Raw genomic sequence first — 22,949 nt, forward strand, 5'->3', positions numbered from 1 at the left:
TAGCTTTCTTAAAACCGATTGGAAACAAACCACATTTCAATTTCACCCTTGCCTTTTGCTTCAATCTTTCCACGACTTTCAAAGGTGAATTGAGGATCATCTTTTAAGAGCTCATAGGTAGCTTTACTGATGTTTACTCTGCCGATTTCTCCATGGTTTTCCATTCGGCTAGCCGTATTTACAGTATCTCCCCAAATGTCGTATTGAAACTTTTTAACACCCACAATACCCGCCACTACTGGGCCTGTGTGAATACCCACACGCATTTCAAAAGCGGGTTTTCCCTTGGCAGCATGTTCAGCCTTTCTTTTTGTTACAAAAGTCTGCATGGCTAGTGCTGCTCGCACTGTATTCTTTACTGAGTGCTTGGTTGGAACAGGCAAGCCTCCAGCCGCCATATAGGCGTCACCAATGGTTTTTATTTTTTCAATGTTGTATTTTTCTACAATAGAATCAAAAGCCTCAAAGCAGGTGTTGACTTCCGAAACGAGCTCTCCCGCAGTAAGTTTGGCTGAGGCTTCTGTAAAACCTTTAAAATCTGTAAAGAGGATTGAAACCATGTCAAAGTTCCTGGCTTCAGCTTTTCCATTCTCCTTTAGTTCCTGAGCAATTTCTTCAGGAAGAATGTTGAGTAACAGGTTGTCTGATCTGTCTCTCTCAAGTGATATTTTAGTTCGCTGCCTGAAGAAGATAAAGGCAAATATTCCTACCAGTACAAACCCTAAAAAAAGGAGATTTCGGATAAGTTTTTGCCGTTCTATTTCCTTTTCTGCAAGTCTGTCTTTTAGTTCTTGCTGGGCTTTTTGGGTTCTAAGCTTTTGCTGAAATTCATATTGGCCACTCATTTCAGTAACACGCTGTACTACTTGCTGACTGGAAATAGAGTCATTCAATAACTTCAAAGCCTCCAAATAAAAATAGGCACTGTCCATTTTTCCAATTGCATAAAATGCCTGATACAAAGAAGCTTCGGCTTCACGCAGATAAACGGTATTGGCCCCTCGTCCAAGAGAGAGATTATAGGCCTTTTTACCGAATTGAATCGCTTTTTTGTAATGCTGTAATTGTAAATGTGCTGTAGACAGAAAAGCAAAAATTGGAGCAAAGCCTTCTTCAGAAATGGTTTCTTTATGTTCAATTAGAACAGCTTCCAAAATTTCAACAGCTCTTTCATTTTCTCCTTTATTCGAATACATTTTGCCCTTAAAGGCTTGTATCTGTAAATGAAATACATTGTCCGTCTGTTCAATCTCATTTACTGCGAGATCAAACATTTCTTCGGCCTTTTCAAATTCCTTGAGTTCAGAAAAAGAAAGGGCCAATAGGTAATGAGCAAGGCCCCGCATGCGAGTATTTTCGGTTTGAGTATTTAGGATATTCTCAAAATAATTAATGGCCGTCTCAAAGTTTCGGATGTCAAAATTGAGCACACCCAGTTGCAGGTTACACCGAACAATTCCCTCTATATCATTAAGGTTGGTGAAAAGTTCCAGGCTTTCTAGAAATAATTTGGTGGGCACATCCCTGGGGCCAACCTGACGAAATTCAATGATACCCAAATTCAGCAAAGCCTGAGCTTCTAGCTTTTTTTCTCCAAGCTTTTGAGCGCATTGTAAGGCCTTTCTAAGTTTAGGGGAAGCTGAACCCTGCTGCGACTGATTTATGAGCTCTGTTACAGCTTTTATATCATTCTCAACCTGGGCAAGGGAGCAAGTGTACTCTGAAGGAGTGCTTTGTGAATGCACCTTTAAAGTAGAAAGTGTCAAAAACACAATCCATAAAGGTAGTGCCAGCCTCAACGATATACAGAAATTAAAGAGCACATTCATATTTCCAAATATCTATTGAGTATTAACTTTATAAATTATGTTTAGTGAGTTGATTTGGGGAAAACCAAATACTGGCGTGGTTCTCCGCAAGCATTAGGGCAGGGGTCTCCTGGCTTGGCATCTCCAGTTGTTTTTAATCCTCCGGGGTTTACATAACCGCTCACCATAAAGTTGCCTTTTTGATTAGCATCAAGCTGTATTGCGATGCCTAGGCTATTGCCTGAAGCAATAGATTCTATAAGAGCTTTGCTTACTTGTGAAACAAACTGTTTATTCTTTGAAAAATAAGCTTCACAGGCCTTTTGAGCATCAGATTTCTTTAAGGAAGAATAGGTTGGATTATTTTCTCTTACACCCGTAAAGATTTGATATTTAGAAGATAGTTCATTTCCTCGCTCATCAATCGCAACAATGATTACGGAGTTTGTACTTCTACCTTCATCAATCACAGGATACATACGCAGGCCTTCGCAACCGCGTTCAGATAGAACAATTTTGATTAAGTCTTTACTAAAATAAAAAGTTTGAGCTTCTGATGACTGCGCTGAAGCGCTGAACGACAGTGCAAAAAGCAATGCAGTTGCAACAAGTTTTGAATATAGATTTCTCATGGTTTGTTGGCCTGGATTTAGTTAAAGTTAAATTGGTTTTTAAATATAGCTTTTTTAACTCTCTATTAATCGCAACGAATGGATTGCTGCCTTTTTTTGAGGGGTTACAAATAAAAGAAGCCTCACGAGGAGGCTTCTTTTTGATACATACTTTCAATAATTACTAATACCCGAAAATTTCTTCAAGGCTCATAATCTTCACCTCTCCGAGCTTTGACAAAGCTTCCATATCCGCAAGGTCTTTTTTACCAATCACCAAATAAGCATATTTCTTATCCTTAATGTGAGAGTCGAAAAAAGCCTGCATGTCATCCATGTCCATATTATTTAGGTAAGAATAGATTTCAGGCTCAAAATTCTTTTCCAATCCTAAATCATTGGTTCTTCTATAGCTCCAATAGATGGAAGACTTGGTAGTACGATTAGTTTCAATTTGCTTTAGTGTACCCAATCGTGATTGCTCAAACTGCGCTTCTTCGCGAGGCATAGTGTTCATCAGGTCTTGCATTGCAGTTACAGCATCGCCTAATTTATCGCTTTGAGTACCGATGTAAGCACGCACAAAGTGTGGCTCGTCACTTCTGCGAGGGGAAGTGTATACGCTATAAGCGGAGTAAGCCAAGGCTTTTGATTCTCTTATTTCCTGAAAAATAATAGATGATAAACCAGACCCAAAATATTGATTGAAAAGGTTAGCAGGAGCAAGGTTTGTTTTATTAAAGTTTTCACTTCTTGAAAGCATCAAAAGCTCCATTTGCACTTGATCATAGTCTACAAAGTACACCACGTTTTTATCACTTTCGCGATAAGCATACTTCTTGCGCTCCGGATAATCTTTAAGCTCAATTCGTACAGGGTGTGTTTTGCGAACCAAGTCCACTACATCTTCCTGAGAGCTTGGTCCATAGTAAAATACTTCATGTTTGTAGTCCTTCAGGGTTTTTACCTTTTCGGTTAATGCAGAAGGTTTTAAAGCACGTAATTCGCTTTCGCTAAGAATATCAGTTGCGGGTGATTCTTCGCCATACACCGCATAATCATACAAAGCCGAATACATAATTTGATATTTACTCAACTTGGCATCTTTGCGCTTTTTCAAAATACCGTCTACATATTTCTTGTACGATTCCTCGTCTCCTTTGGCTGTAGCCAAAAACTCTTCAAACAACTTAGCGCCTTCTTCCAAAGATTCATTTAGGCCGCTAAGGGTAATGTAAAGCCTGTTATCACCAACGTACACAGAATAGTCTAGGCCCAGATCATAGAATTTTCGTTTAAGCTCATCTACGGTATATTTTTCGGTACCGATATAAGGAAGGTACTGCACGGCTAAGGCTAGTTCCTTGTCATTGCGAGAGCCCATGTCAAAAATATAGTTCAGCTCAAAAAGCTCGTTGGTGGTGTTCTTTATGTATGAAACCTCCAAATTGGCATAAGCGTCCGAACGTTTAATGTCTTTTTCAAAATCTGCAAATAGGGGAGTCAGTCTTTCTGATTGTTTCTTTTCTAATTTTTTTCTAAACTCTGATTGCTCGCCTCGGTTTACCTGAACAGCTGTAATGGCGGGCTTTTCCAAGCGCAATGGGCTGCGTTCGCCTTTGGTTTTGTGTACAGATACATAGTTGTCCTTAATATTTTTATTAGCCCAAGCTACTACCTCACTTTTGGTGATTTTGGCCATGTCATCATAATAATTAGAAAAGTACTCCCAGGGTCTGTCAAAAATGAAACCGTCAACAAGAGTTCTCATTTTCCAACCATTAGATTCCGCCTGGCGCATTTGAGACTTTTTCTCATTTTTTACGATGGATGAAATAAGACTTTCATCAAAATCACCATTTTTCAGCTTTGTCACTTGCTCTAAAAGTAGGTTCTGCGCTTCATCCAAACTTTGGCCTTCTCTTGGTGTAGCACCCATCATGAGTAGCGAGTAATCATTCAGTCCATACGAGTAGGCATAGGCTCTAAGTACCTTTTGCTGATTATTTAAGTTATTATCTATCAAGCCCGCTTCACCATTACTAAGTATGCTCGATACCAGATCTACCATCATGGCATCATCAGTTTTTACACCACCCACACGGTAGGCCAAGCTTACATATTCTGCTTCGGTACCTTTTATCTCTTTTTTAATAGGAGCTGTTATTTCCGGCTGACCAGGATCCTGAAACTGAGCAGGGGTAGGGCCCTTCTTTAATGAGCCAAAGTGTTTTTTGATTAGGGCCAAAGATTTGTCTGGGTCGATATCTCCCACTAAAATGATGGCCATATTATTTGGGACATAATATTTGTTGAAGTATTCATGAATCTTCACCATAGAAGGACTCTTAAGGTCATCACCAGTACCTAAAGTGGTTTGAGTTCCATAGGTATGATTGGGGTACATGGTTCTTAGTATTTCATAAAATACTTGACGGCCATCATTATCCTGGGCACGGTTGAATTCTTCATATACGGCTTCCAATTCTGTATGAAACAGGCGAAGCGTAAGCTCCTGAAAACGTTCAGCTTCAATGGTCATCCACTTATCCAATTCATTGGAAGGGATATCATTTACATACACAGTACGTTCAGCCGAAGTGTAGGCATTTGTACTTTTAGCGCCAAGCTCAGTCACCATTTGGTCGTATTCATTGGTGGCTACAAACTTTGCCGCTTCATTGCTCAAGGAGTCAATTTTGGCATAAATAGCTTTACGTTCTTCCTCATCGGTGGTTTGGCGATGAAGCTCGTATTGCTTACTAATTTCTTCCAGGAGTGGCTTCTCTTTTTCCCAATCAAGGCTACCAATCTTTGAGGTGCCTTTAAAAAGCATATGCTCCAGATAGTGAGCTAGTCCGGTAGCATCTGAGGGGTCATTTTTGCTTCCGGTGCGTACGGCAATGTTGGTAAAAACTCGTGGTTCATCTCGATTGATAGAGAGGTAGACTTTCATTCCGTTGTCTAACTCGTAGTGTAGAACTTTGTAGGGGTCATTTTCTACTGTGGTAAAATTGTTTTTGTACTGTGCTTGTAAACACGTAGTACCCGCAAAAATGAGAGCTAAGAACTTGTGCGTTAATTGCATATCGTTTGATTTTAAGTAGGCTATAAAAATATCGGAATTTTCCGATACCAAAAACATAAATTCCATTAGTTATCTTCGCCCGCAGAAACTGACATTATGCAGAAAATACTTATCGCCAATAGAGGGGAGATTGCCCTGAGAATAATGAAATCAGCTCGTGAAATGGGCATCAAAACTGTCGCCATTTATTCAGAGGCAGACAGACTTTCGCCACATGTGAAATATGCCGATGAGGCTGTTTGCGTGGGGCCTCCCGCTTCGTCTGAGAGTTATTTGCTTGGCGATAAGATTATAAAAATCTGTAAAGAACTCAATGTTGATGGTATTCATCCGGGTTATGGTTTCCTTTCGGAGAATGCTGAATTTGCTGATGCCGTAGAAAAAGCGGGAATCACTTTTATAGGGCCATCTTCAGAAAGTATGCGTGTGATGGGCGATAAGCTTTCAGCGAAAGCTGCAGCGGAAAAATTCAATATTCCGCTTGTACCGGGAACGGATGGCGCAATTACTGATATTGACGAAGCAAAAAGGCTTTCTAAAGAAATTGGTTTCCCAGTGCTTATCAAAGCTTCTGCCGGTGGTGGTGGTAAAGGAATGCGCTTGGTTCATAATGAAGAAGAATTTGAAGGTCAAATGGAAATGGCGGTGAATGAAGCTGTTTCTGCATTTGGAAATGGAGCTGTGTTTATCGAAAAGTTTGTAACCTCTCCACGTCACATAGAAATTCAGGTGCTTTGCGATAAGCATGGTAACCGTGTACACCTTTTTGAAAGGGAGTGCAGTATTCAGCGTAGGCACCAAAAGGTGATTGAAGAGGCGCCTTCTGCTGTGCTTTCTGATGAGCTTAGAGCACAGATGGGGCAGACTGCGATAGATGTAGCTCGTAGCTGCGACTATGTGGGTGTGGGAACGGTTGAGTTCATTTTTGATGAAAATCATAACTACTACTTTTTGGAGATGAACACACGTCTTCAGGTAGAGCACCCGGTTACCGAAATGATTACCGGAGTGGATTTGGTAAAAGAGCAGATTAAAGTAGCAAGAGGAGAGAAGCTGAGCTTTGCTCAGGATGACCTTAAAATAAACGGCCACGCCATGGAAGTGCGTGTGTATGCTGAAAACCCGATGGAAAACTTTATGCCTGACATTGGTAAGCTTGAAGTATACGAGCGCCCACATGGCCCGGGTATTCGTGTAGACGATGGTTTTGAAGAAGGCATGCAAGTGCCGATTTACTACGATCCAATGATTTCTAAGCTTATCACGCATGGCAAAGACCGCAAGGAAGCTATCGACAGAATGATTCGTGCTTGCGAAGATTATCGCATTGTGGGAATTCAGTCCACTCTAGCTTTTGGGAAATTTGTGATGGAAAACGAGCACTTCATTTCTGGAAATTTTGACACAAGTTTTGTGGATAAGCATTTCGATCCCAGTATGTTGGTGGAGGAGCATGATGATGAAAAAGAGATTGCAGCTTTGACCTTGGCATATATTTTGGAAAATAAACGTTCTGAAAAAGCAGTTGTAACCAATACTGGTCAAACATCTTCTGCCTGGAAAAAGAACAGAACCTAATGAAAAACATAGTCTTTGGAATTTTTGTAGCCCTCTCTACTCTCAGTGTGGGTCTTGCACAGCAAAACGATTCCATTGTTCAGTATTTTACGAAGAACAGCAAGGAAGCGCTGGATGCCATTATTGTGGATGGAGATACTATTCCAATCCTTATTTTGGATGAAGTGCTTCTTGTGGATAAGCCGAGTTTCAACTCTGACGAGGCGCGCAGGAGATATTACATTCTGCGCAGAAAGGTTATCAAAGTGTATCCTTATGCTGTAATTGCTGGGAACAAGCTGGATAGTCTGAATTTACAACTTGCCGGAATTAGCAGTAAACGGAAGAAGAAGCGATATATAAAGGACTTTCAAGACTATTTGGAAGGACGATTTGAAGATGAGCTTAAGCAGCTCACACGCACCGAGGGACAAATCCTGTCAAAGCTTATTTCTCGAGAAACAGGCATTACCACTTTTGAATTAATAGACACGTACCGCAGTGGCTGGAATGCTTTCTGGTGGAATATGGCCGCAGCTTTTTACGATATCGATTTGAAGATTCCTTATGACCCTATCGGCAATGAGGAAGATAAATTAATTGAAAACATACTTCAGCGCTCATTTATCAACGGCTTGCTCAAGGAGCGAGTGCCTATCACTACTTTGCGCCCTGAGGATATTGGCCTTTAGTGCAGGGCTGGTTTTAATTCCAGTCCATTTAAGATTTCAGCTTCAATGATAGCGAGCTCTTCCCAGCGCTGAAACACTTCATCACGGTCAAAGTAGTTAAGTGCCATTTCTACAAATATGTGCCCGTGCTTTGCTTCTGACACATATATCATGTGGTAAAACTTAGCTAGCTCTTCGTCCTGAATATTTTCACTTACCAGTTTAAAGCGTTCGAAGCCACGATTTTCTACAATAGAAGCAATTATAAGGCGGTCTCTAAAGCGCTTTTCTCGGTCTGAATGACAATGCTTCAAAAGCTGTTTTACATACAAATCTTCGGGAATAGAATGGTTTAAAGTGAGTCCACGTTCTTCCATAATCTTATACACTAAGCGAAAGTGCTCAAGTTCCTCTATTCCAGTGTGTATGAGTTCTGGAATGATTTCCGTTCTATCTGGATATTTGGCCACAAAACTCATCGCCATTGATGAAGCTTTGCGCTCACAATCGGCATGGTCTTTCAAAAATTCGTCAAAGTTTGAGATTACACAATTTACCCATTCTTGTGATGAATCTACCTTAAGTTTCAAATCGCTTACTTGCATGCTTTGCTAATTTTGGGCAAACTTACCGTATAGCTTTTTAAATGACCAGTCTAAACAAGATTACTAGTTTCTACAATGAGCGCTTTGGCGCAATGAAAAAATATTTCCCTGAGGAAGTACCTTCTCTCAATCTCAAATTGTCTGTCGTTATTCCGTCTTATGAAGAACAATTAGATGGCATTTTAAAGAGTTTGGGAAATAACAAACTCCCTGATAGCAGTGAAGTAGAAGTTGTTCTCGTTCTCAATCATTCAGAAATATCGGGGCAATCCGTTCGTGATTTTCATGCAAAGCAATACACCAATTACCACGACACAACCTTGACTAATGGTGTGCGAGTTTTGTGCATAAAGGCATTTGATTTACCTAAGAAAAAAGCAGGAGTGGGGCTAGCCCGAAAAATTGGAATGGATGCTGCACTAAATCGTTTTTCGGAAGTAAACCACGATGGCTTAACTGTTTGCCTGGATGGCGATTGTGAGGTTTCACCAGAGTATTTAACAATGCTGTTGAAATGTGAGGAAGCCAAAATAAATGGCTTAAGCATAGCTTTTGAACATGATGTTAATTCACTTGACAGTCAAAGGAATAAACAAATTATTGAGTATGAGATCTTTTTAAGATACTATGTTCATGCTTTGCGTTCAGCAGCTTATCCTCATGCATTTCACACTATAGGTTCCAGCATGGCTTCGCGTGCTACAGCTTATGCCAAAATAGGCGGAATGAACACCCGTAAAGCGGGCGAAGATTTCTACTTTTTACATAAACTTATCCCACAAGGAAAGTTTTATGATTTAACAACAACCACCGTTTTTCCATCTGCCCGGGTTTCTGAAAGAGTGCCTTTTGGAACCGGTCGCGCAATGATGGAAATGAATGACGGCACTAAGGATTTTGAAACGCTCTACAATCCTAAAACCTTCCAAGACTTAGGCATTCTGTTTTTTGACGAAGCCGATGCTTTGTTTGGCTTAAGCCTAAAAGATTTTCCCAAAAGCTTTGTGGCTTTTCTAAATCAAGCCGGGCTATCAAAGCAGTTTGAAGATTTAAAAGCACGAAGCAAGGACAGTATTCAGTTTCGTAAAAACTTCAACCATTGGATGGATGGTTTTAAAGTGCTGAAGTACGTACACTTTTGTAGAGATAATTTTTATCCAAACTTACCACTTGAAGAAGCTTTAGAAGGCTTGTTTGGTTTTAAGAAGCAATCAAGGAAAGGTTTATTGGAGGAGTTGAGGGAGATGGATGAGAAGTCTCTTTTTCATATTTTTAGATTATGAAAATCAAGGCCTTAAAATACCTATTGGTGTATTCGCTACCACTGGCGGTATTCTATTCTTTTAGGAACGAAGGCTGGTCTACATTTTTGCCCATTATCTATTCTTTTGGTGTAATTCCTGTTTTAGAGCTCTTCATAAAACCTAGCTCTGCCAATATTGACGAGGCAGAGCAAGCACTCCGAAAAGCTGACTTTCTCTATGACTTTTTACTGTATTTAATTGTGCCTATTCAGGTTTGGTTTGTGATTTGGTATTTCTTTATTATCCAAAATGTGGAGGTAAACACCGCAACTTTCTGGGGGCGAACAATAAGCTTGGGCTTGATGTGTGGCGTATTGGGAATTAATGTGGCGCATGAGCTAGGGCACAGGGTGAAAGGCTATGAAAAGCTTATGGCCAAAGTTCTTTTAATGACTTCATTGTACCCGCACTTTTTTATTGAGCATAATTATGGCCATCACAAAAATGTGGCTACTCCTGAGGATCCTGCAAGTGCGCGATACAATGAAGTGCTTTATGTTTTCTGGATTCGCTCAATGATTTTCGCTTATATCAGCGCCTGGAAAATTGAAAACAAACGCGTACGAAGAAAGGAGGGAAGCGCTTTTAGCCTAAAGAATGAAATGATTCTATTTACTCTTGTCGAAATTTTGCTCTTAGTTGGAATCACGGCTTTCCTGGGGATTACCGCAGTTTTAGGTTTTTGTGTAGCAGCCTTTACAGGAATACTTTTGCTCGAAACCGTGAATTACATTGAGCACTACGGGCTTTCCCGAAACAAGGTTTCTGACAATCGCTATGAAAATGCAACGGTTATCCATTCTTGGAACAGCAATCACTTGGTAGGTAGACTGATGCTTTTTGAGCTTTCGCGCCACAGCGACCACCACGCTAATCCTGTAAAGAAATACCAAGTTTTAGAATCCTACGATGAAAGCCCACAAATGCCCACTGGTTACCCCGGAATGATGATTCTTTCGGCATTTCCACCTTTGTGGTTTACTGTAATGAACAAAAGGGTAAGAAAGTATCAAAGTGTTTGACAATTTGCTGTAAAAGTAAAAAGGCCAGGATTTCCCTGGCCTTCTAAGCACTCAGTATAAAACCAAACCTTTATTGAATGACAAATACTTTGCTTTGGTATTCCTCACCTTTAAGGCGCAGGATATAAGTACCTGGCGCAGCATCTATATTTAGTTCAGCTCCATTTTCTAGAGAAGTTTTATCCATCGTTACCTCCTTAACGCGCTGTCCTTTTAGGTTCAGTATTTCAATGGTAACCTTATCATTCGCTACTTGACTCAAAACTAAATTTACCCTACCATCATTAGGGTTGGGGTAAAGACTTAATCCTTCTATTGACAAGCCATTTTCATCAATTCCCACGGTAGATTTTTTCACATTAAGTAACACAGTAAAATCATAGGCAAACTTTTTGTCTATGGCTCTAATGGTGAGGCGATACGGTAAAGGTCTTACATCATTAATAGTCGGGGTCCAGCTAAAATTTCCTTTAATGTTTGGGCCTGTGGTAGTTTGAACTTGAAAATCGGCATCTGAACCTGGAATTTCAAATGGATCGCCAGTTGCTTCCATATTGAGTTGAGCTAAAGAATAGCTAGATGTTAATTCAAAGGTTAACTGACTTGAATTACCACCTTGCAGGTTGGTCGAACCCACACCATTATTATTTACGGTGAGAGAATTAGGTAACACCAGCTGCATATTTACAGTATCCGGAATTACTATAAACTGCATATCGCGTCTGATTTCCCCAATTTGTACGCCTGATCTAAACTCTTCTACCAGAATAGAAATCACATAATTGCCAACTTGAGATGGAGACCAGGTTATTTGCCCTGTTTGAGAATCCATGGTAAGTGGTCCATTAGCGTTTCCTGGTGGTGTGGTATACCCCACTATATAGTTCGGGAAAGTAGATACGGGCGTGTCAATCGACCAGTGTAAGGAGTCTCCATCAACATCAAAAGGCAGTGGATTATAGTTCCACAAAGTATCTAATGGAAAGCTCACTACGGGGGCATTTAGAAATACAGGTGAAGCACTGTTTGTGCTGGTATAAGACGTAAATTCTGTATATAGGGTCATAGACTCGCTACCCGGGTTAGTGGAATTGTCTATTGCATGATTTCTGCAACACAGACTCCATTGAAGTCTGAACTTTCCATTTTGAGCCAGCTGAACAGTACCTGTATAAATATGCCTTTCAACAGGATAAAAGGAGGGAAGCGTGTCAATATTAACTCGACTAAGCTGCACCGATATGCCGGAAGCACTAGGGTTGGATATTAAGCTAAGGTCAAGAGTTTGTGTTGCTGAAAGTGTTGCTGTACTCGGGGTTATGTCTCTATAAAGCGTCATCACTATATAGGCTTTATTTGTACTGTCTACACCAACTACAATCTCGCCACCCATAAGGTGCGTTGCTTTTGCTGTAAAGCATGTAGCTGTAAAAAGGGCTAAAAAAAGTATAATCTTTTTCATATTTCAAAGAATTTTAATGGGGGTTAATAATGAGTAAGTTAAGAAGTATCATTTGTGATGGAAACAGTGATTTAGTTAAGTGCAAGTAATCTGATTTAAAGATCTTCATCATGTCATTTCAACTAAATAGTTATCACAAACAAAAAAAGCAGCCCTGCTGGACTGCTTTTGATACATGATTGAGGTATAGATATTTGAAACCAATCCTATTGAATAACAAAAACCTTGCTTTGAGCCTCTTCACCTTTGAGGCGGATGATATAAGTTCCAGGAGCAGCGTCAATATTCAATTGTGCTCCTTGCATCAGTGAATTACGGTCAATTTGTATTTCTTGAATTCTTTGCCCTTGAAGGTTTAATACTTCAAAAGTGCATTCACTCTTCGGCACCTGTTTTAAGCTCAGCTTTATATTTCCATTACTTGGGTTTGGGTAAATACTCATGTTATTAGAAAGCAATGTAGATTCATCCAAGCCAACTCCAGTATTTAGATATAGTTCTACACTAAAATCATAATTGTATGCACCGTCCGTTGCTCTAATGTTCAATACATAAGGTTTAGTTCTTATATCAGACAAGCTAGGGTGCCAGGTAAATGTGCCTTCTATGCTATTATTTGAAGTAGTTTGGGTTTGGAAGCTTGCGTTACTTTGAGAAAGTTCCAACGGCTCTCCTGTTCCAATTAAATTTAAAGCGGCATTGTTGTCGTTTGAGGCTAATTCAAAAGTTAAACTATATGGTGCCCCAGCAATTACATTGTCAAATGGATTTCCATTTGCAAGCGAGAGAGAGTTTGGTGATGAGAATTGCATGCTTGAAGTATCAGGAAACACACTAAACTGCATGTCTCTGCGTATTTCAGCGATCTTAGTTCCTGAACTAAATTCTTCGACAAGTATTGAAACAGCATAGTTACCGATTTGCGAGGGCCACCATGTAATCAGACCTGTATTAGGGTTCATTGTAAAAGGACCATTCACATTTGCGGCAGGAGCAATGTACCCTTGTACTGCTTGGTAAGGAGCTGAAAGAGGTACATCAATAGACCAGTAAAGTGAATCTCCGGATGTGCTGTATGGCAAAGGATTATAGGTCCACATCGTATCCAAAGGAAAGCTTACCATTGGAGCATTTAAAAAGATAGGGGTACTACTTTGAGTACTAGAGTAGGATGTGAATTCAGTTTTTAAATACAAATTATAACTGGAAGGGTTATTAAAGTTTATAATAGATGCATTCCTACAACAAATGCTCCAAGAGACCAGATAGGTACCATTTGATGTTAATTGAATGGATCCTGTGTACACATGTCGTTCGGTAGGATAATTTGACGGAAGTGTATCAAGGGTTGTTCTGGTAACAGGGATATTTTGAGTAGGAGAAGAGGGGGAAGAAATTGATTCCAGCGCAACAAAGCTGGAGTTCGAAAGGGCTGCGGTACCAGTGTTTGCGTCCCTGTAAATTGTTAAAGTAACGTGAGCCACGTTATTATTATCTACAGTTACTGTAATTTCCCCACCCATAGCGTGGGAAGCGTTGGCCGTATAGCCCGTAAATAAGATTAAACTGAGAAGAGTAATTAGTTTTTTCATATCGTATGTTTTAGTTTATAAAGTGATGTGAATATACAATGGCTCCTTAGAAAGACAATAGATATTTCACATTTTAACATTATTTCTTATTCGATAGCATACAAAATAATGAACATAAAAAAGGCTGAGGATTATCTAATTCTCAGCCTTTCAAAATATATGTAATATAATAATTGTTTACCAACGAATAAGTGTACTTGCCCAAGTAAACCCACTCCCAAAAGCAGCCAGGCAAAGCAAATCACCATCTTTTAGTTTTCCTTGCTCCACAGCTTCGCTTAGCGCGATAGGGATAGAAGCAGCGGTAGTATTTCCATACTTCTGAATGTTATTGAAAACCTTCTCATTCGGCAGTTGCATTTTTTGCTGAATAAACTGGCTAATTCTCAAGTTAGCCTGATGCGGAATTAATAGATCAATATCCTCAACTTTTAGATCCGTAGCGTTCAGTGCTTCATGTATCACTTCCTGAAAACGAGTAACTGCATGTTTGAACACGAAGTTTCCATTCATGTATGGATAATAACTTGTGTCTTCAGGATCGTTTTCAGCAAGCATTTTATCTACCCAATGTGAGGTGCTTGGGCCAATAAGGGCCAATTCTTTAGCGTGTTGTCCCTCAGAATGTAGATGTGTGGTGAGCACACCTTTGTTTTTATCTTCGGTAGGTTGCATGAGTACCGCACCGGCTCCATCACCAAAAATAACAGAAACACCACGACCACGAGTGGTTTTGTCCAAACCGCCACTATGGTTTTCCGAACCTATTACCAGCACGTTTTTGTATGTTCCGGTTTTTATGAATTTATCAGCAATAGAAAGCGCATATATAAACCCAGAGCATTGATTCCTTACGTCAAGGGCACCAATTTCGGCTATACCCAATGCCTGCTGAACTTGTACGCCAGGTCCAGGAAAATAATAGTCAGGGGATAGGGTAGCAAAGATTATAAAGTCAACATCATCAGGTGTGATACCTGCATTTTTTATGGCTTTTCGGGCAGCTTCTGTACCCATGGTTGCAGTAGTGACATCCGTTTTTGGATCAATCCATCTGCGCTCTTTTATCCCGGTTCGTTCTTGTATCCACGCATCATTGGTATCCATCAATTTGGATAGATCCTCATTAGTAACCACGTTTTCAGGCACGTAATGACCTACCCCGGCAATTCTCGATTGTAACATATAGTAATGGTTTAGTCTCTACAAATTAGTATTAAAAACCCAATGGGAGCAGGGCTTTTAGATTTTGGTCGAAAAATATTGATTTTATATTAAAAAGGAATCCTGCATTTTTTGAGTTACTCTGGCGGGTCTTCCTGTTTTTGCGTCCAGCATTATCCATGTGGTTTTCGCTTTCGCTAAAATAGTGTCACCTCTTTTTATTTCCACCATCCTTATACTACTCACACCTTCCAGGCTTTCAATCCAAGTGGTAGCGGTAATAATGTCATTAGGCATAGCGGCTTTAAGGTAATCCAGTTCATGCCTGCGAACCACCCATTTATAGTTTTCCAAATCATCTGGTTCAGCCACAGAATACCAATGCGAAATAGCTACATCCTGCACCCACTTTAGGTAAACCACATTATTTACATGGCCCATGTCGTCTATTTCGCTATCCCTTACAGTAAATGAAATGGAGTGTTTGGCAGTCATAATATTATCGAGTAATCAGAATTTTGTGTGTATAAACTCTTTGGTCAGACTCTAACTGAATAAAATACAATCCATTTGCATGGTTGCTCAGGTCAATCCTAATTTCATTTTCCCTAGATGTATATGAAGCAGATGTTTTAAATCCAGCAGAATTGAAAATACTCATGTTCTGCATTAATATATCCGAAGGTAGAATAAGCCTAATATGGTCTTTTGCTGGGTTAGGGAAAACCTTTAATGAAACAGGCAAGGGAGGTTCAGGCTCTGATAAATCTTTTTGAATGTTTGTTATGCTGTAAAACTCTTCGGGGGTTATTCGTTGATGTCTGAATTGATGCGCTGAAGAGGTAACTCCGTAAGTAATTGGTAAGATTTTGAAAGTGAACCAAGAACTTCCACTTTGACCACCCATACCAGTAACATCTGTTACGCCAAGATATTGATCTAAAAAAACGTTTAAATATCCATTTTCATAAAACATGGTATCGCCATTGAAATTTTTAGTTCCAAATATATCGTAAGCTGGGTAGCTGATTTTATGAAATAGTTTATTGTGGAGTATGCTATCTCGTGCATATCCAAAGCCAATCCAACCTGTGTTGTACCCGATAGATTCTTCCAACAAAGCAAAGGCTAAGTCGCTTCCTTCAAAATAGAATAGTTTAGAAACCCTTACTGAATCAAATAAAGCGTTTGCTTTACCATTGTTAAAAGCCGGAAATACGTAAAAGTTCGGGGTGGAGGTATCATTAATAAAATAACTAAAACAATGATTGGCGGTAAGGACTAAGTTGTGACTTACCAAACTTCCCGAGCAGTTGTTGGTAATTGAATCATTTGTTACAACCCTCAGGGCAACACTACTACTAAAAGGATATTTATCTACATTAAAAGAATCAGCTGCCGGAAACCTTTCTGAATAGTTGGGGTTCAGGGCCAATGGAAATACAGGCTGACTTGGCAGCTGAACTATTGAATTTCCACGATTGTCGCCACTAACAAAATCTTCAGCTAAAGTTGAATCATAAAGCACTCCTGGAATTGTGTCATATAGTTGTAATGCAAAATCATAGCTTACAATCCTTTTGCTTACCTGGGCAGAAAGGATACATGATAGAATGAGAAGAAAAAGGGAAGTGGGTAATGCTCTCAATTGTTAGTTTTTAAGAATATTTAAACTTAGCGTTTTGCTAATTATTTCAAATAATCCATAAAATAGTCCGTCACCTTTTGCATCAAGTGCACGCGGTCTTTGCCACGTACATTGTGTTTGTGCATTGGGTAATCAAAGTAATCCACTTGCTTTCCTTTTTCTACCGCAGCTTTCAAATACATTTGAGTATGCTGCCACACTACCACGTCATCGCTACTTCCGTGAATGATAAGTAGTTTTCCCTCTAAATCATCAATGTGGTTGATTAGGTTACTGGCTTCAAATCCTTCAGGATTTTGCTCAGGAGTGTCCATATAGCGTTCGGTGTACATTACTTCATAAAAACTCCAGTCAATCACAGGGCCACCGGCAACGCCAGCTTTAAATACTCCAGGATTGCGACTCATCATGCTCATGGTCATGAATCCCCCAAAGCTCCATCCGTGAATTCCCATGCGGTTTGTATCCACATAACTTTTGCTTTTCAAATATTCTAGGCCCTGCATTTGGTCTTCCATTTCTACAGTTCCCAGTTGACGGAAAGTATTTTGCTCCCAAGCTTGACCACGGTTTCCGGAGCCTCGATTGTCGAGCGTCCAAACGATGAAACCACGCTGAGCCATGTATTGGTACCAAAGATTACCACCGCCACCCCAGTAGTTGCGGATCATCTGGGCGTGCGGCCCTCCGTACAAATACACGATAACAGGGTAGGTTTTTGTACTGTCAAAATCTGTTGGCAAATACATTCTGCAATACAAGTCACCGCCATCTTTGTCCTTTATGGTAAATAGGTTCATTTCACCCAATTTATAATCGGTAAGCGGGTTATCTGAATCTATCAAAGTGTAGTTTACTTTATTGTTGGTCCCAATGATTTGGCTTCTCCACGGTACTTCTGTGCTCGAAAAATTGTCAATAAAGTAAGTTCCTGCATCATTGAGTTTTGGCATGTGGGTTCCTTCATTTGCCGTAAGGCGAGTGGGTTTTCCACCTTTTATTGAAACCTTGTACAAATCACGGTTTAGCGGGCTGGTAGCGGTAGAAGTGTAAAACACATTTTTGCCGTCTTTATCAAAACCCTCAAATCCGGTTACTTCCCAATTGCCTTTGGTGATCTGCTTTACAAGCTTTCCCTTGGTATTGTACAGGTACAAATGGTTGAATCCGCTGCGACTACTTTCCCAAATAAATTGATCATCATTTCCTTTTACAAAATGTACCGGATGCTGGGGTTCCACATAGCGTTCACTCTTTTCTTCAAATAGTACTTTCTCAAAATCACTATTTAGAGCATCATAGATTTTTAGCTCCATGTGGTTTTGATCGCGGTTTAGGTGTGCGATATAAATCTTCTCACTTTTTGGCCCCCAAGCCACGTTGGTCAAGTATTGCGTGTTTGGCTCGCCAGTTTTCAAAGTGGTGGTTTTACCGGAATTTACATCGTAAACGTTTACAGAAATCTTCTCCGTTTTATCTGTTCCAGCCATCGGGTACTTTATATATTCTACAGTAGCCGGTTTGGTCGTCCAGTCTACGATGGGGTAGCCTGTTACCTCGCTTTCATCTTTTACATAATAGGCCAATTTGGTTCCATCAGGGCTCCAAAAGATTCCATGAGTGATTCCAAACTCGCTTCGGGAAACGGTTTGTCCGCTTACTATGCCTTTGTTTTTATTTACAGAAACGGCTACTACTTCATCGCCTTTTAAAATGTAAAGGTTGTTTTCTACGGTATAAGCGATGTGTCCAGTATTTGGCGCATAGTCCCGGTTTTCCGCTTTCGCGGGAAGTTCCAGGCTGTCCGTTTTTTCCACTTTATTTTCACTAAGATTGAACCGATACACATTTTGATTGTCTTCAAATGTAAATATGGTAGCATCTATCCAGGTTAATGAAGGAAATCTGCGGCATTTTGGCCCGTCTATTTCACTCAATTTTTCATTTAAAGTAGAAAGAGTAAGTACACTTTGAGCTTTATCATCTTCTTCTGCATTCCCCAGTATTAGCTGGGTTTCCTCTTCCTTTTTCTCGACATAACTAAAGCTGTTACTCTCGGGAATCCATTGTAATTGCTGTAACCTCTTTGGAGCGAGGTTTCTATGTTGATTCAGCACAGCATCCTCCATAGTGAAGGTTTTTTGCTGACCTACTGCAATAGAAGTTATAAGGGTAAAAAGCAGAACTAATTGCTTCATGTTTTATTTACATTAAATTATAAGGTGGGCAAAAGTAAGTAACCTGAATCATTCTGAATTTTCCCTATCTTAATAAGCTTAGATTGCAATCCTGTTGCTGGATTGACAATAAAATTCTAAAATTTGAAACTCTAAATATGCCATACTCCAAACAACGATCACGCGAATCACGAGCAGCCATTGAGCGCCTTTATATCACTATGCGTCATCTATTTATCCGTGGGTTTTATAAACCAATGGGTATAAGTGGTGAATCTTTGAAGGAAGCTTTACTTACGCTAAAGCCGGAAATATATGGCGACATTACCGACCCAGAGAGGGTAGAGCTAAACGGTTTGCTGTATGTAGCTGAGCGTTTACCGAAAGGCATTGAAGAATGTAGGTTTATTCAACTGGTGGCCCGCGAAGGTTTTGAACAGGCTGGCTACACGCCATTTATTCCGCTAAAGCGAAGAAGAAATTGCTACCGTATAGACAAAGACCGCATGTATGTGGAGATGAGTCGCGGCCGCAGTGACATTTATGATATTCTTACTCACCTTACATTTTTGTATATAGAAGCGGAGAAAATTAAAAATCACGCTATCGATCAGCGAGGAAAAACCACAGATAATTGGAAGCAATTGGCTGAAGTGGTGACCAAGCTTGAAAACGATAAAGAAATAGAGGAGAAGCAGGCCTTGGTGTACTTGAGTAATGTTTTGGGCCGCACGGTTACCGAAACTCAAGTAGCAGTAGAGGGGTTTAAGAAAAGCTACGGATGTAATAATTTATATCACTTTGCTTACTGGCTTGGTCAATTGGCGATTGAGGAATCTGAAGATAAGCCCAAGCGAGAGATTAAGGTTTCTGCCAAATTACGTGAAGTGGTAGGGCATCATGTATATGGTGAAGTCTGGGCCACGGCCATAAAACGATTTTTGGCGGAGAAAGATTGGCTACATAGGCCAATACATATCATAAGTGCCAACCTTCATAGTGTGATGAATGCGCTTTATGGTTTTGAAGCACTGAAAGAAAACAAGTTTGAAAACCTGATGGACTTGGCTGAATATACTGGTGCAGATAAAACAGGAAAAGCTGCAGATGTCATTCAGAAATATGCGGGTAAAAATGGTTTGTATTACTTGGGTGACGCCTCAGGCACCAATCTTAGCGTACAAATAATTGACTCCGAAAAGTTAGACTTTGCTAAGCTTCCATACTTAAAGAATTATAAAACTGGAGATGACAACCCCGTACTTATTGTGATGGATTATGCCTTTGGCGAACAGGCCTATGAATGCATGGACGAACTGCTAAAACCTTTTGAAGTAGAAAATTCAGCAACACCACTTAATATTCAGTCAATCAATGTGATGGGGAAGGCTGGTATACTTGAAGGTAAGAAAGGAGATTTAATGATTCCTACCGCTCATGTGTTTGAAGGAACTGCTGATAATTATCCTTTTGAAAATGATTTATCGCCTGAAGATTTTAAAGGTAGCGGTATTCCAATTTTTGCCGGTCCCATGATTACGGTGCTGGGAACAAGCCTTCAAAATAGGGATGTGCTGCAGCATTTTTTAACATCTACCTGGAATGCCATCGGGCTGGAAATGGAAGGCGCTCATTATCAAAAAGCTATACAAAGTGCAGCACAAATTCGTGAAAGTATTAGCCCTGATGTGAAAGTGCGCTATGCTTATTACGCTTCTGATAATCCGCTGGTAACAGGAAGTACACTTTCATCAGGAAGTTTGGGTATAGAAGGAGTGAAGCCTACGTATTGGATTACGCAGCAGATTTTGGAGAAGATACTTTCTTAACTGTGCTAAAAAAAGATTCCGCTCAAATGCGACATGAATTAGGTCACATTGAGCGGAATTGAGAAGTATTTTTCAAAAAGGATTTCGCTCTAAACCGCAGCAGAAATCTTTTCCAAAATAGAGTTTAAGGTGTTACTTGGGCGCATTGCTGCAGAAATCTTAGCATCATCACCTTTGTAATAGCCATCAATATCTACTGGCTGTCCTTGCACAGAATTCAATTCGTTTACAATTGTTTCTTCATTGGCAGCTAGGTCTTGCGAAATAGCTTTAAAAGCTGTTTGTAACTCAGCATCTTTGGTTTGCTTAGCCAAGGCTTCTGCCCAGTACATCGCCAAATAAAAGTGGCTTCCACGGTTGTCAAGTTCTCCTGCTTTACGCGAAGGCGACTTGTCATTATCCAAAAACTTAGCAGTAGCTTCATCCAAAGTTTCACCAAGAATCAGAGCTCTTGGGTTATTAAAGGTTTGCCCCAGGTGCTCTAATGAAACAGCAAGTGCTAAAAATTCGCCCAAGGAATCCCAACGCAAGTGGTTTTCTTCTACAAACTGCTCTACGTGTTTTGGTGCAGAACCACCAGCTCCGGTTTCAAACAATCCTCCGCCATTCATCAATGGAACGATAGAAAGCATTTTGGCCGAAGTACCAACTTCTAAAATAGGGAAGAGGTCAGTTAAGTAATCACGCAGTACGTTTCCACTTACAGAAATGGTGTCCTTTCCTTCTTTGATTCTCTCCAGTGAAAAACGAGTGGCATCAACAGGAGCAAGGATTTGAATATCTAAACCGTTTGTATCGTGATTTGGTAAGTACTTTTCTACTTTCTTGATAATCTCAGCATCGTGCGCACGGTTTTTATCCAACCAAAAAATTGCAGGATTACCAGTAGCTCTAGCGCGATTTACAGCAAGCTTTACCCAGTCTTCTACGGGTGCATCTTTTGTTTGGCACATTCTCCAAATATCACCTTGCTTTACGGGATGCTCCAAAAGTACATCGCCATTGGCGTCAATTACCTTTACAGCTCCGTTTGCTGTCATTTGGAAAGTCTTGTCATGAGAGCCGTATTCTTCAGCTTTTTGAGCCATCAAACCTACATTAGAAACACTTCCCATGGTAGTTGGGTCAAATGCTCCATACTCTTTACAGAAGTCAATAGTTTCTTGGTAAATACCAGCGTAGCTTCTGTCTGGAATTACTGCTTTGGTATCTTTTTGCTTTCCATCTTTATCCCACATTTGTCCCGAAGTACGAATCATCGCAGGCATTGATGCATCAATAATTACATCACTTGGCACATGTAGATTGGTAATGCCTTTATCGGAATTTACCATGGCTACATCCGGGCGCTTTGCATACACTTCTTTAATATCAGCTTCAATTTCTGCTTTTTGATCAGCTGGAAGGGTTTCAATTTTAGCAAGTAAATCACCAAAACCATTATTCACATCTACACCAATAGACTCTAATGTTTCAGCGTGTTTTGCAAATACATCAGCAAAGAAAATTTTAACGGCAGTTCCAAAAATGATTGGATCAGAAACCTTCATCATGGTGGCCTTCATGTGCAATGAAAACAACACATCTTTTTCCTTGGCGTCTTCAATTTGCTTAGCTAAGAATTCCTTCAAAGCTTCACTGCTCATCACAGATGCATCAATAATTTCTCCGGCAAGGAGAGATGTTTTTTCTTTTAGAACACGCTTATTTCCATCATCGCCAAAAAATTCAATTTTCACATCAGTAGCGGCAGGAACGGTGACTGATTTTTCGCTTCCATAAAAATCACCGTGGCTCATACTAGCTACGTGAGACTTAGAGTCACTGCTCCAGGCACCCATTCTGTGTGGATGTTTTTGAGCATATTGCTTTACTGCACGAGGAGCTCTACGGTCAGAGTTTCCTTCACGAAGAACTGGGTTCACAGCACTACCTTTTACTTTATCATATTTCGCACGAATTGCCTTTTCAGCCTCTGTTTGTGGATCTTTAGGGTAGTCAGGAAGGTTGTAACCTTTACTCTGAAGTTCTTTAATAGCAGCTTCCAATTGTGGAATAGAGGCACTAATATTTGGAAGCTTAATAATGTTGGCTTCCGGAGTTTTAGCAAGAGCACCAAGTTCTGCCAACGCATCGCCTACTTTTTGATCATCATTCAAAAAATCAGGAAACAAAGCAAGAATTCTTCCCGCTAAGGAAATGTCCCGGGTTTCTACTTCTACGCCAGCCGTATCAGTGTAGGCACTAATAATAGGTAGCAAAGAATAGGTAGCCAATGCTGGAGCTTCGTCCGTTTTGGTGTAAATGATTTTTGGTGTCTGTGTCATGGTATTGTATTAAATATTAAAGGCCAAAATAGGCCCGATATAATATGGTTTTCCGCTAAATTTTAATCTGAAGAAATGCAAAAG

Annotated in this window: 16 protein-coding genes; 5 read left to right on the forward strand and 11 right to left on the reverse strand. The window is 40.1% G+C overall.

Annotated elements, in window-relative coordinates; all coding sequences use genetic code 11:
• Positions 1–8: 8 nt before the first annotated feature.
• From OWEHO_RS17740 to OWEHO_RS02695, 3 genes are all read right to left on the reverse strand, one after another.
• A complete protein-coding gene (locus OWEHO_RS17740; protein WP_169312756.1) occupies positions 9–1,772 on the reverse strand; it encodes an adenylate/guanylate cyclase domain-containing protein in 1,764 nt (587 codons plus the stop codon).
• A 98-nt stretch (positions 1,773–1,870) separates the two neighbouring features.
• Positions 1,871–2,440, reverse strand: coding sequence for a hypothetical protein (locus OWEHO_RS02690; RefSeq protein ID WP_014200921.1), 570 nt, complete (start codon positions 2,438–2,440; stop codon positions 1,871–1,873).
• Between the two features lie 163 nt (positions 2,441–2,603).
• A complete protein-coding gene (locus OWEHO_RS02695; protein WP_041627862.1) occupies positions 2,604–5,507 on the reverse strand; it encodes a M16 family metallopeptidase in 2,904 nt (967 codons plus the stop codon).
• A 96-nt stretch (positions 5,508–5,603) separates the two neighbouring features.
• Between OWEHO_RS02695 and accC the strand changes: the two genes are divergently transcribed.
• Positions 5,604–7,085 (forward strand): acetyl-CoA carboxylase biotin carboxylase subunit, encoded by a 1,482-nt coding sequence (gene accC, locus OWEHO_RS02700; RefSeq protein ID WP_014200923.1) that lies wholly within the window; start codon positions 5,604–5,606, stop codon positions 7,083–7,085.
• Entirely contained in the window at positions 7,085–7,756 is a 672-nt protein-coding gene (locus tag OWEHO_RS02705; protein WP_014200924.1) for a DUF4294 domain-containing protein, read from the forward strand. The genes accC and OWEHO_RS02705 overlap by 1 nt, the downstream gene beginning before the upstream one ends.
• Here OWEHO_RS02705 and miaE read toward each other — a convergent pair.
• Entirely contained in the window at positions 7,753–8,340 is a 588-nt protein-coding gene (gene miaE, locus OWEHO_RS02710; protein WP_014200925.1) for a tRNA-(ms[2]io[6]A)-hydroxylase, read from the reverse strand. The genes OWEHO_RS02705 and miaE overlap by 4 nt on opposite strands.
• Before the next feature lie 41 nt (positions 8,341–8,381).
• Here miaE and OWEHO_RS02715 point away from each other — a divergent pair, with 41 nt between their 5' ends.
• Together OWEHO_RS02715 and OWEHO_RS02720 are read left to right on the forward strand one after the other, a co-directional pair.
• Entirely contained in the window at positions 8,382–9,623 is a 1,242-nt protein-coding gene (locus OWEHO_RS02715; protein ID WP_014200926.1) for a glycosyltransferase, read from the forward strand.
• Complete coding sequence (locus OWEHO_RS02720; RefSeq protein WP_014200927.1) at positions 9,620–10,666, forward strand: alkane 1-monooxygenase; 1,047 nt, start codon at positions 9,620–9,622, stop codon at positions 10,664–10,666. The genes OWEHO_RS02715 and OWEHO_RS02720 overlap by 4 nt, the downstream gene beginning before the upstream one ends.
• A gap of 70 nt (positions 10,667–10,736) precedes the next feature.
• Here the strand turns inward: OWEHO_RS02720 and OWEHO_RS02725 are convergent, their stop codons facing one another.
• From OWEHO_RS02725 to OWEHO_RS02750, 6 genes are all read right to left on the reverse strand, one after another.
• Positions 10,737–12,128: a T9SS type A sorting domain-containing protein gene (locus OWEHO_RS02725; RefSeq protein WP_014200928.1), complete on the reverse strand. Its 1,392-nt coding sequence runs from the start codon at positions 12,126–12,128 to the stop codon at positions 10,737–10,739.
• A gap of 206 nt (positions 12,129–12,334) precedes the next feature.
• Entirely contained in the window at positions 12,335–13,720 is a 1,386-nt protein-coding gene (locus OWEHO_RS02730) for a T9SS type A sorting domain-containing protein (RefSeq protein ID WP_014200929.1), read from the reverse strand.
• Positions 13,721–13,897: 177 nt separating this feature from the next.
• The gene (locus OWEHO_RS02735) at positions 13,898–14,905 is read right to left on the reverse strand and encodes a 3-oxoacyl-ACP synthase III family protein (RefSeq protein WP_014200930.1); all 1,008 of its coding nucleotides are present in this window, start codon (positions 14,903–14,905) and stop codon (positions 13,898–13,900) included.
• Positions 14,906–14,989: 84 nt separating this feature from the next.
• Positions 14,990–15,379 (reverse strand): acyl-CoA thioesterase, encoded by a 390-nt coding sequence (locus tag OWEHO_RS02740; RefSeq protein WP_014200931.1) that lies wholly within the window; start codon positions 15,377–15,379, stop codon positions 14,990–14,992.
• A gap of 4 nt (positions 15,380–15,383) precedes the next feature.
• Entirely contained in the window at positions 15,384–16,532 is a 1,149-nt protein-coding gene (locus tag OWEHO_RS02745) for a T9SS type A sorting domain-containing protein (protein ID WP_014200932.1), read from the reverse strand.
• A gap of 41 nt (positions 16,533–16,573) precedes the next feature.
• Positions 16,574–18,730 carry a S9 family peptidase gene (locus tag OWEHO_RS02750; RefSeq protein ID WP_014200933.1) on the reverse strand — a complete coding sequence of 719 codons (2,157 nt, stop codon included), beginning with the start codon at positions 18,728–18,730 and terminating at the stop codon, positions 16,574–16,576.
• Positions 18,731–18,867: 137 nt separating this feature from the next.
• On the opposite strand from OWEHO_RS02750, the gene OWEHO_RS02755 reads away from it, so the two are divergent.
• Positions 18,868–20,538, forward strand: a complete 1,671-nt coding sequence (locus OWEHO_RS02755; RefSeq protein WP_014200934.1) for a DUF6909 family protein — start codon at positions 18,868–18,870, stop codon at positions 20,536–20,538.
• Between the two features lie 89 nt (positions 20,539–20,627).
• Here the strand turns inward: OWEHO_RS02755 and OWEHO_RS02760 are convergent, their stop codons facing one another.
• Positions 20,628–22,865 (reverse strand): NADP-dependent isocitrate dehydrogenase, encoded by a 2,238-nt coding sequence (locus OWEHO_RS02760; RefSeq protein WP_014200935.1) that lies wholly within the window; start codon positions 22,863–22,865, stop codon positions 20,628–20,630.
• Positions 22,866–22,949 lie beyond the last annotated feature (84 nt).

This window comes from Owenweeksia hongkongensis DSM 17368, from assembly GCF_000236705.1.
In the GTDB taxonomy this organism is placed as follows: Bacteria; Bacteroidota; Bacteroidia; order Flavobacteriales; family Schleiferiaceae; genus Owenweeksia; species Owenweeksia hongkongensis.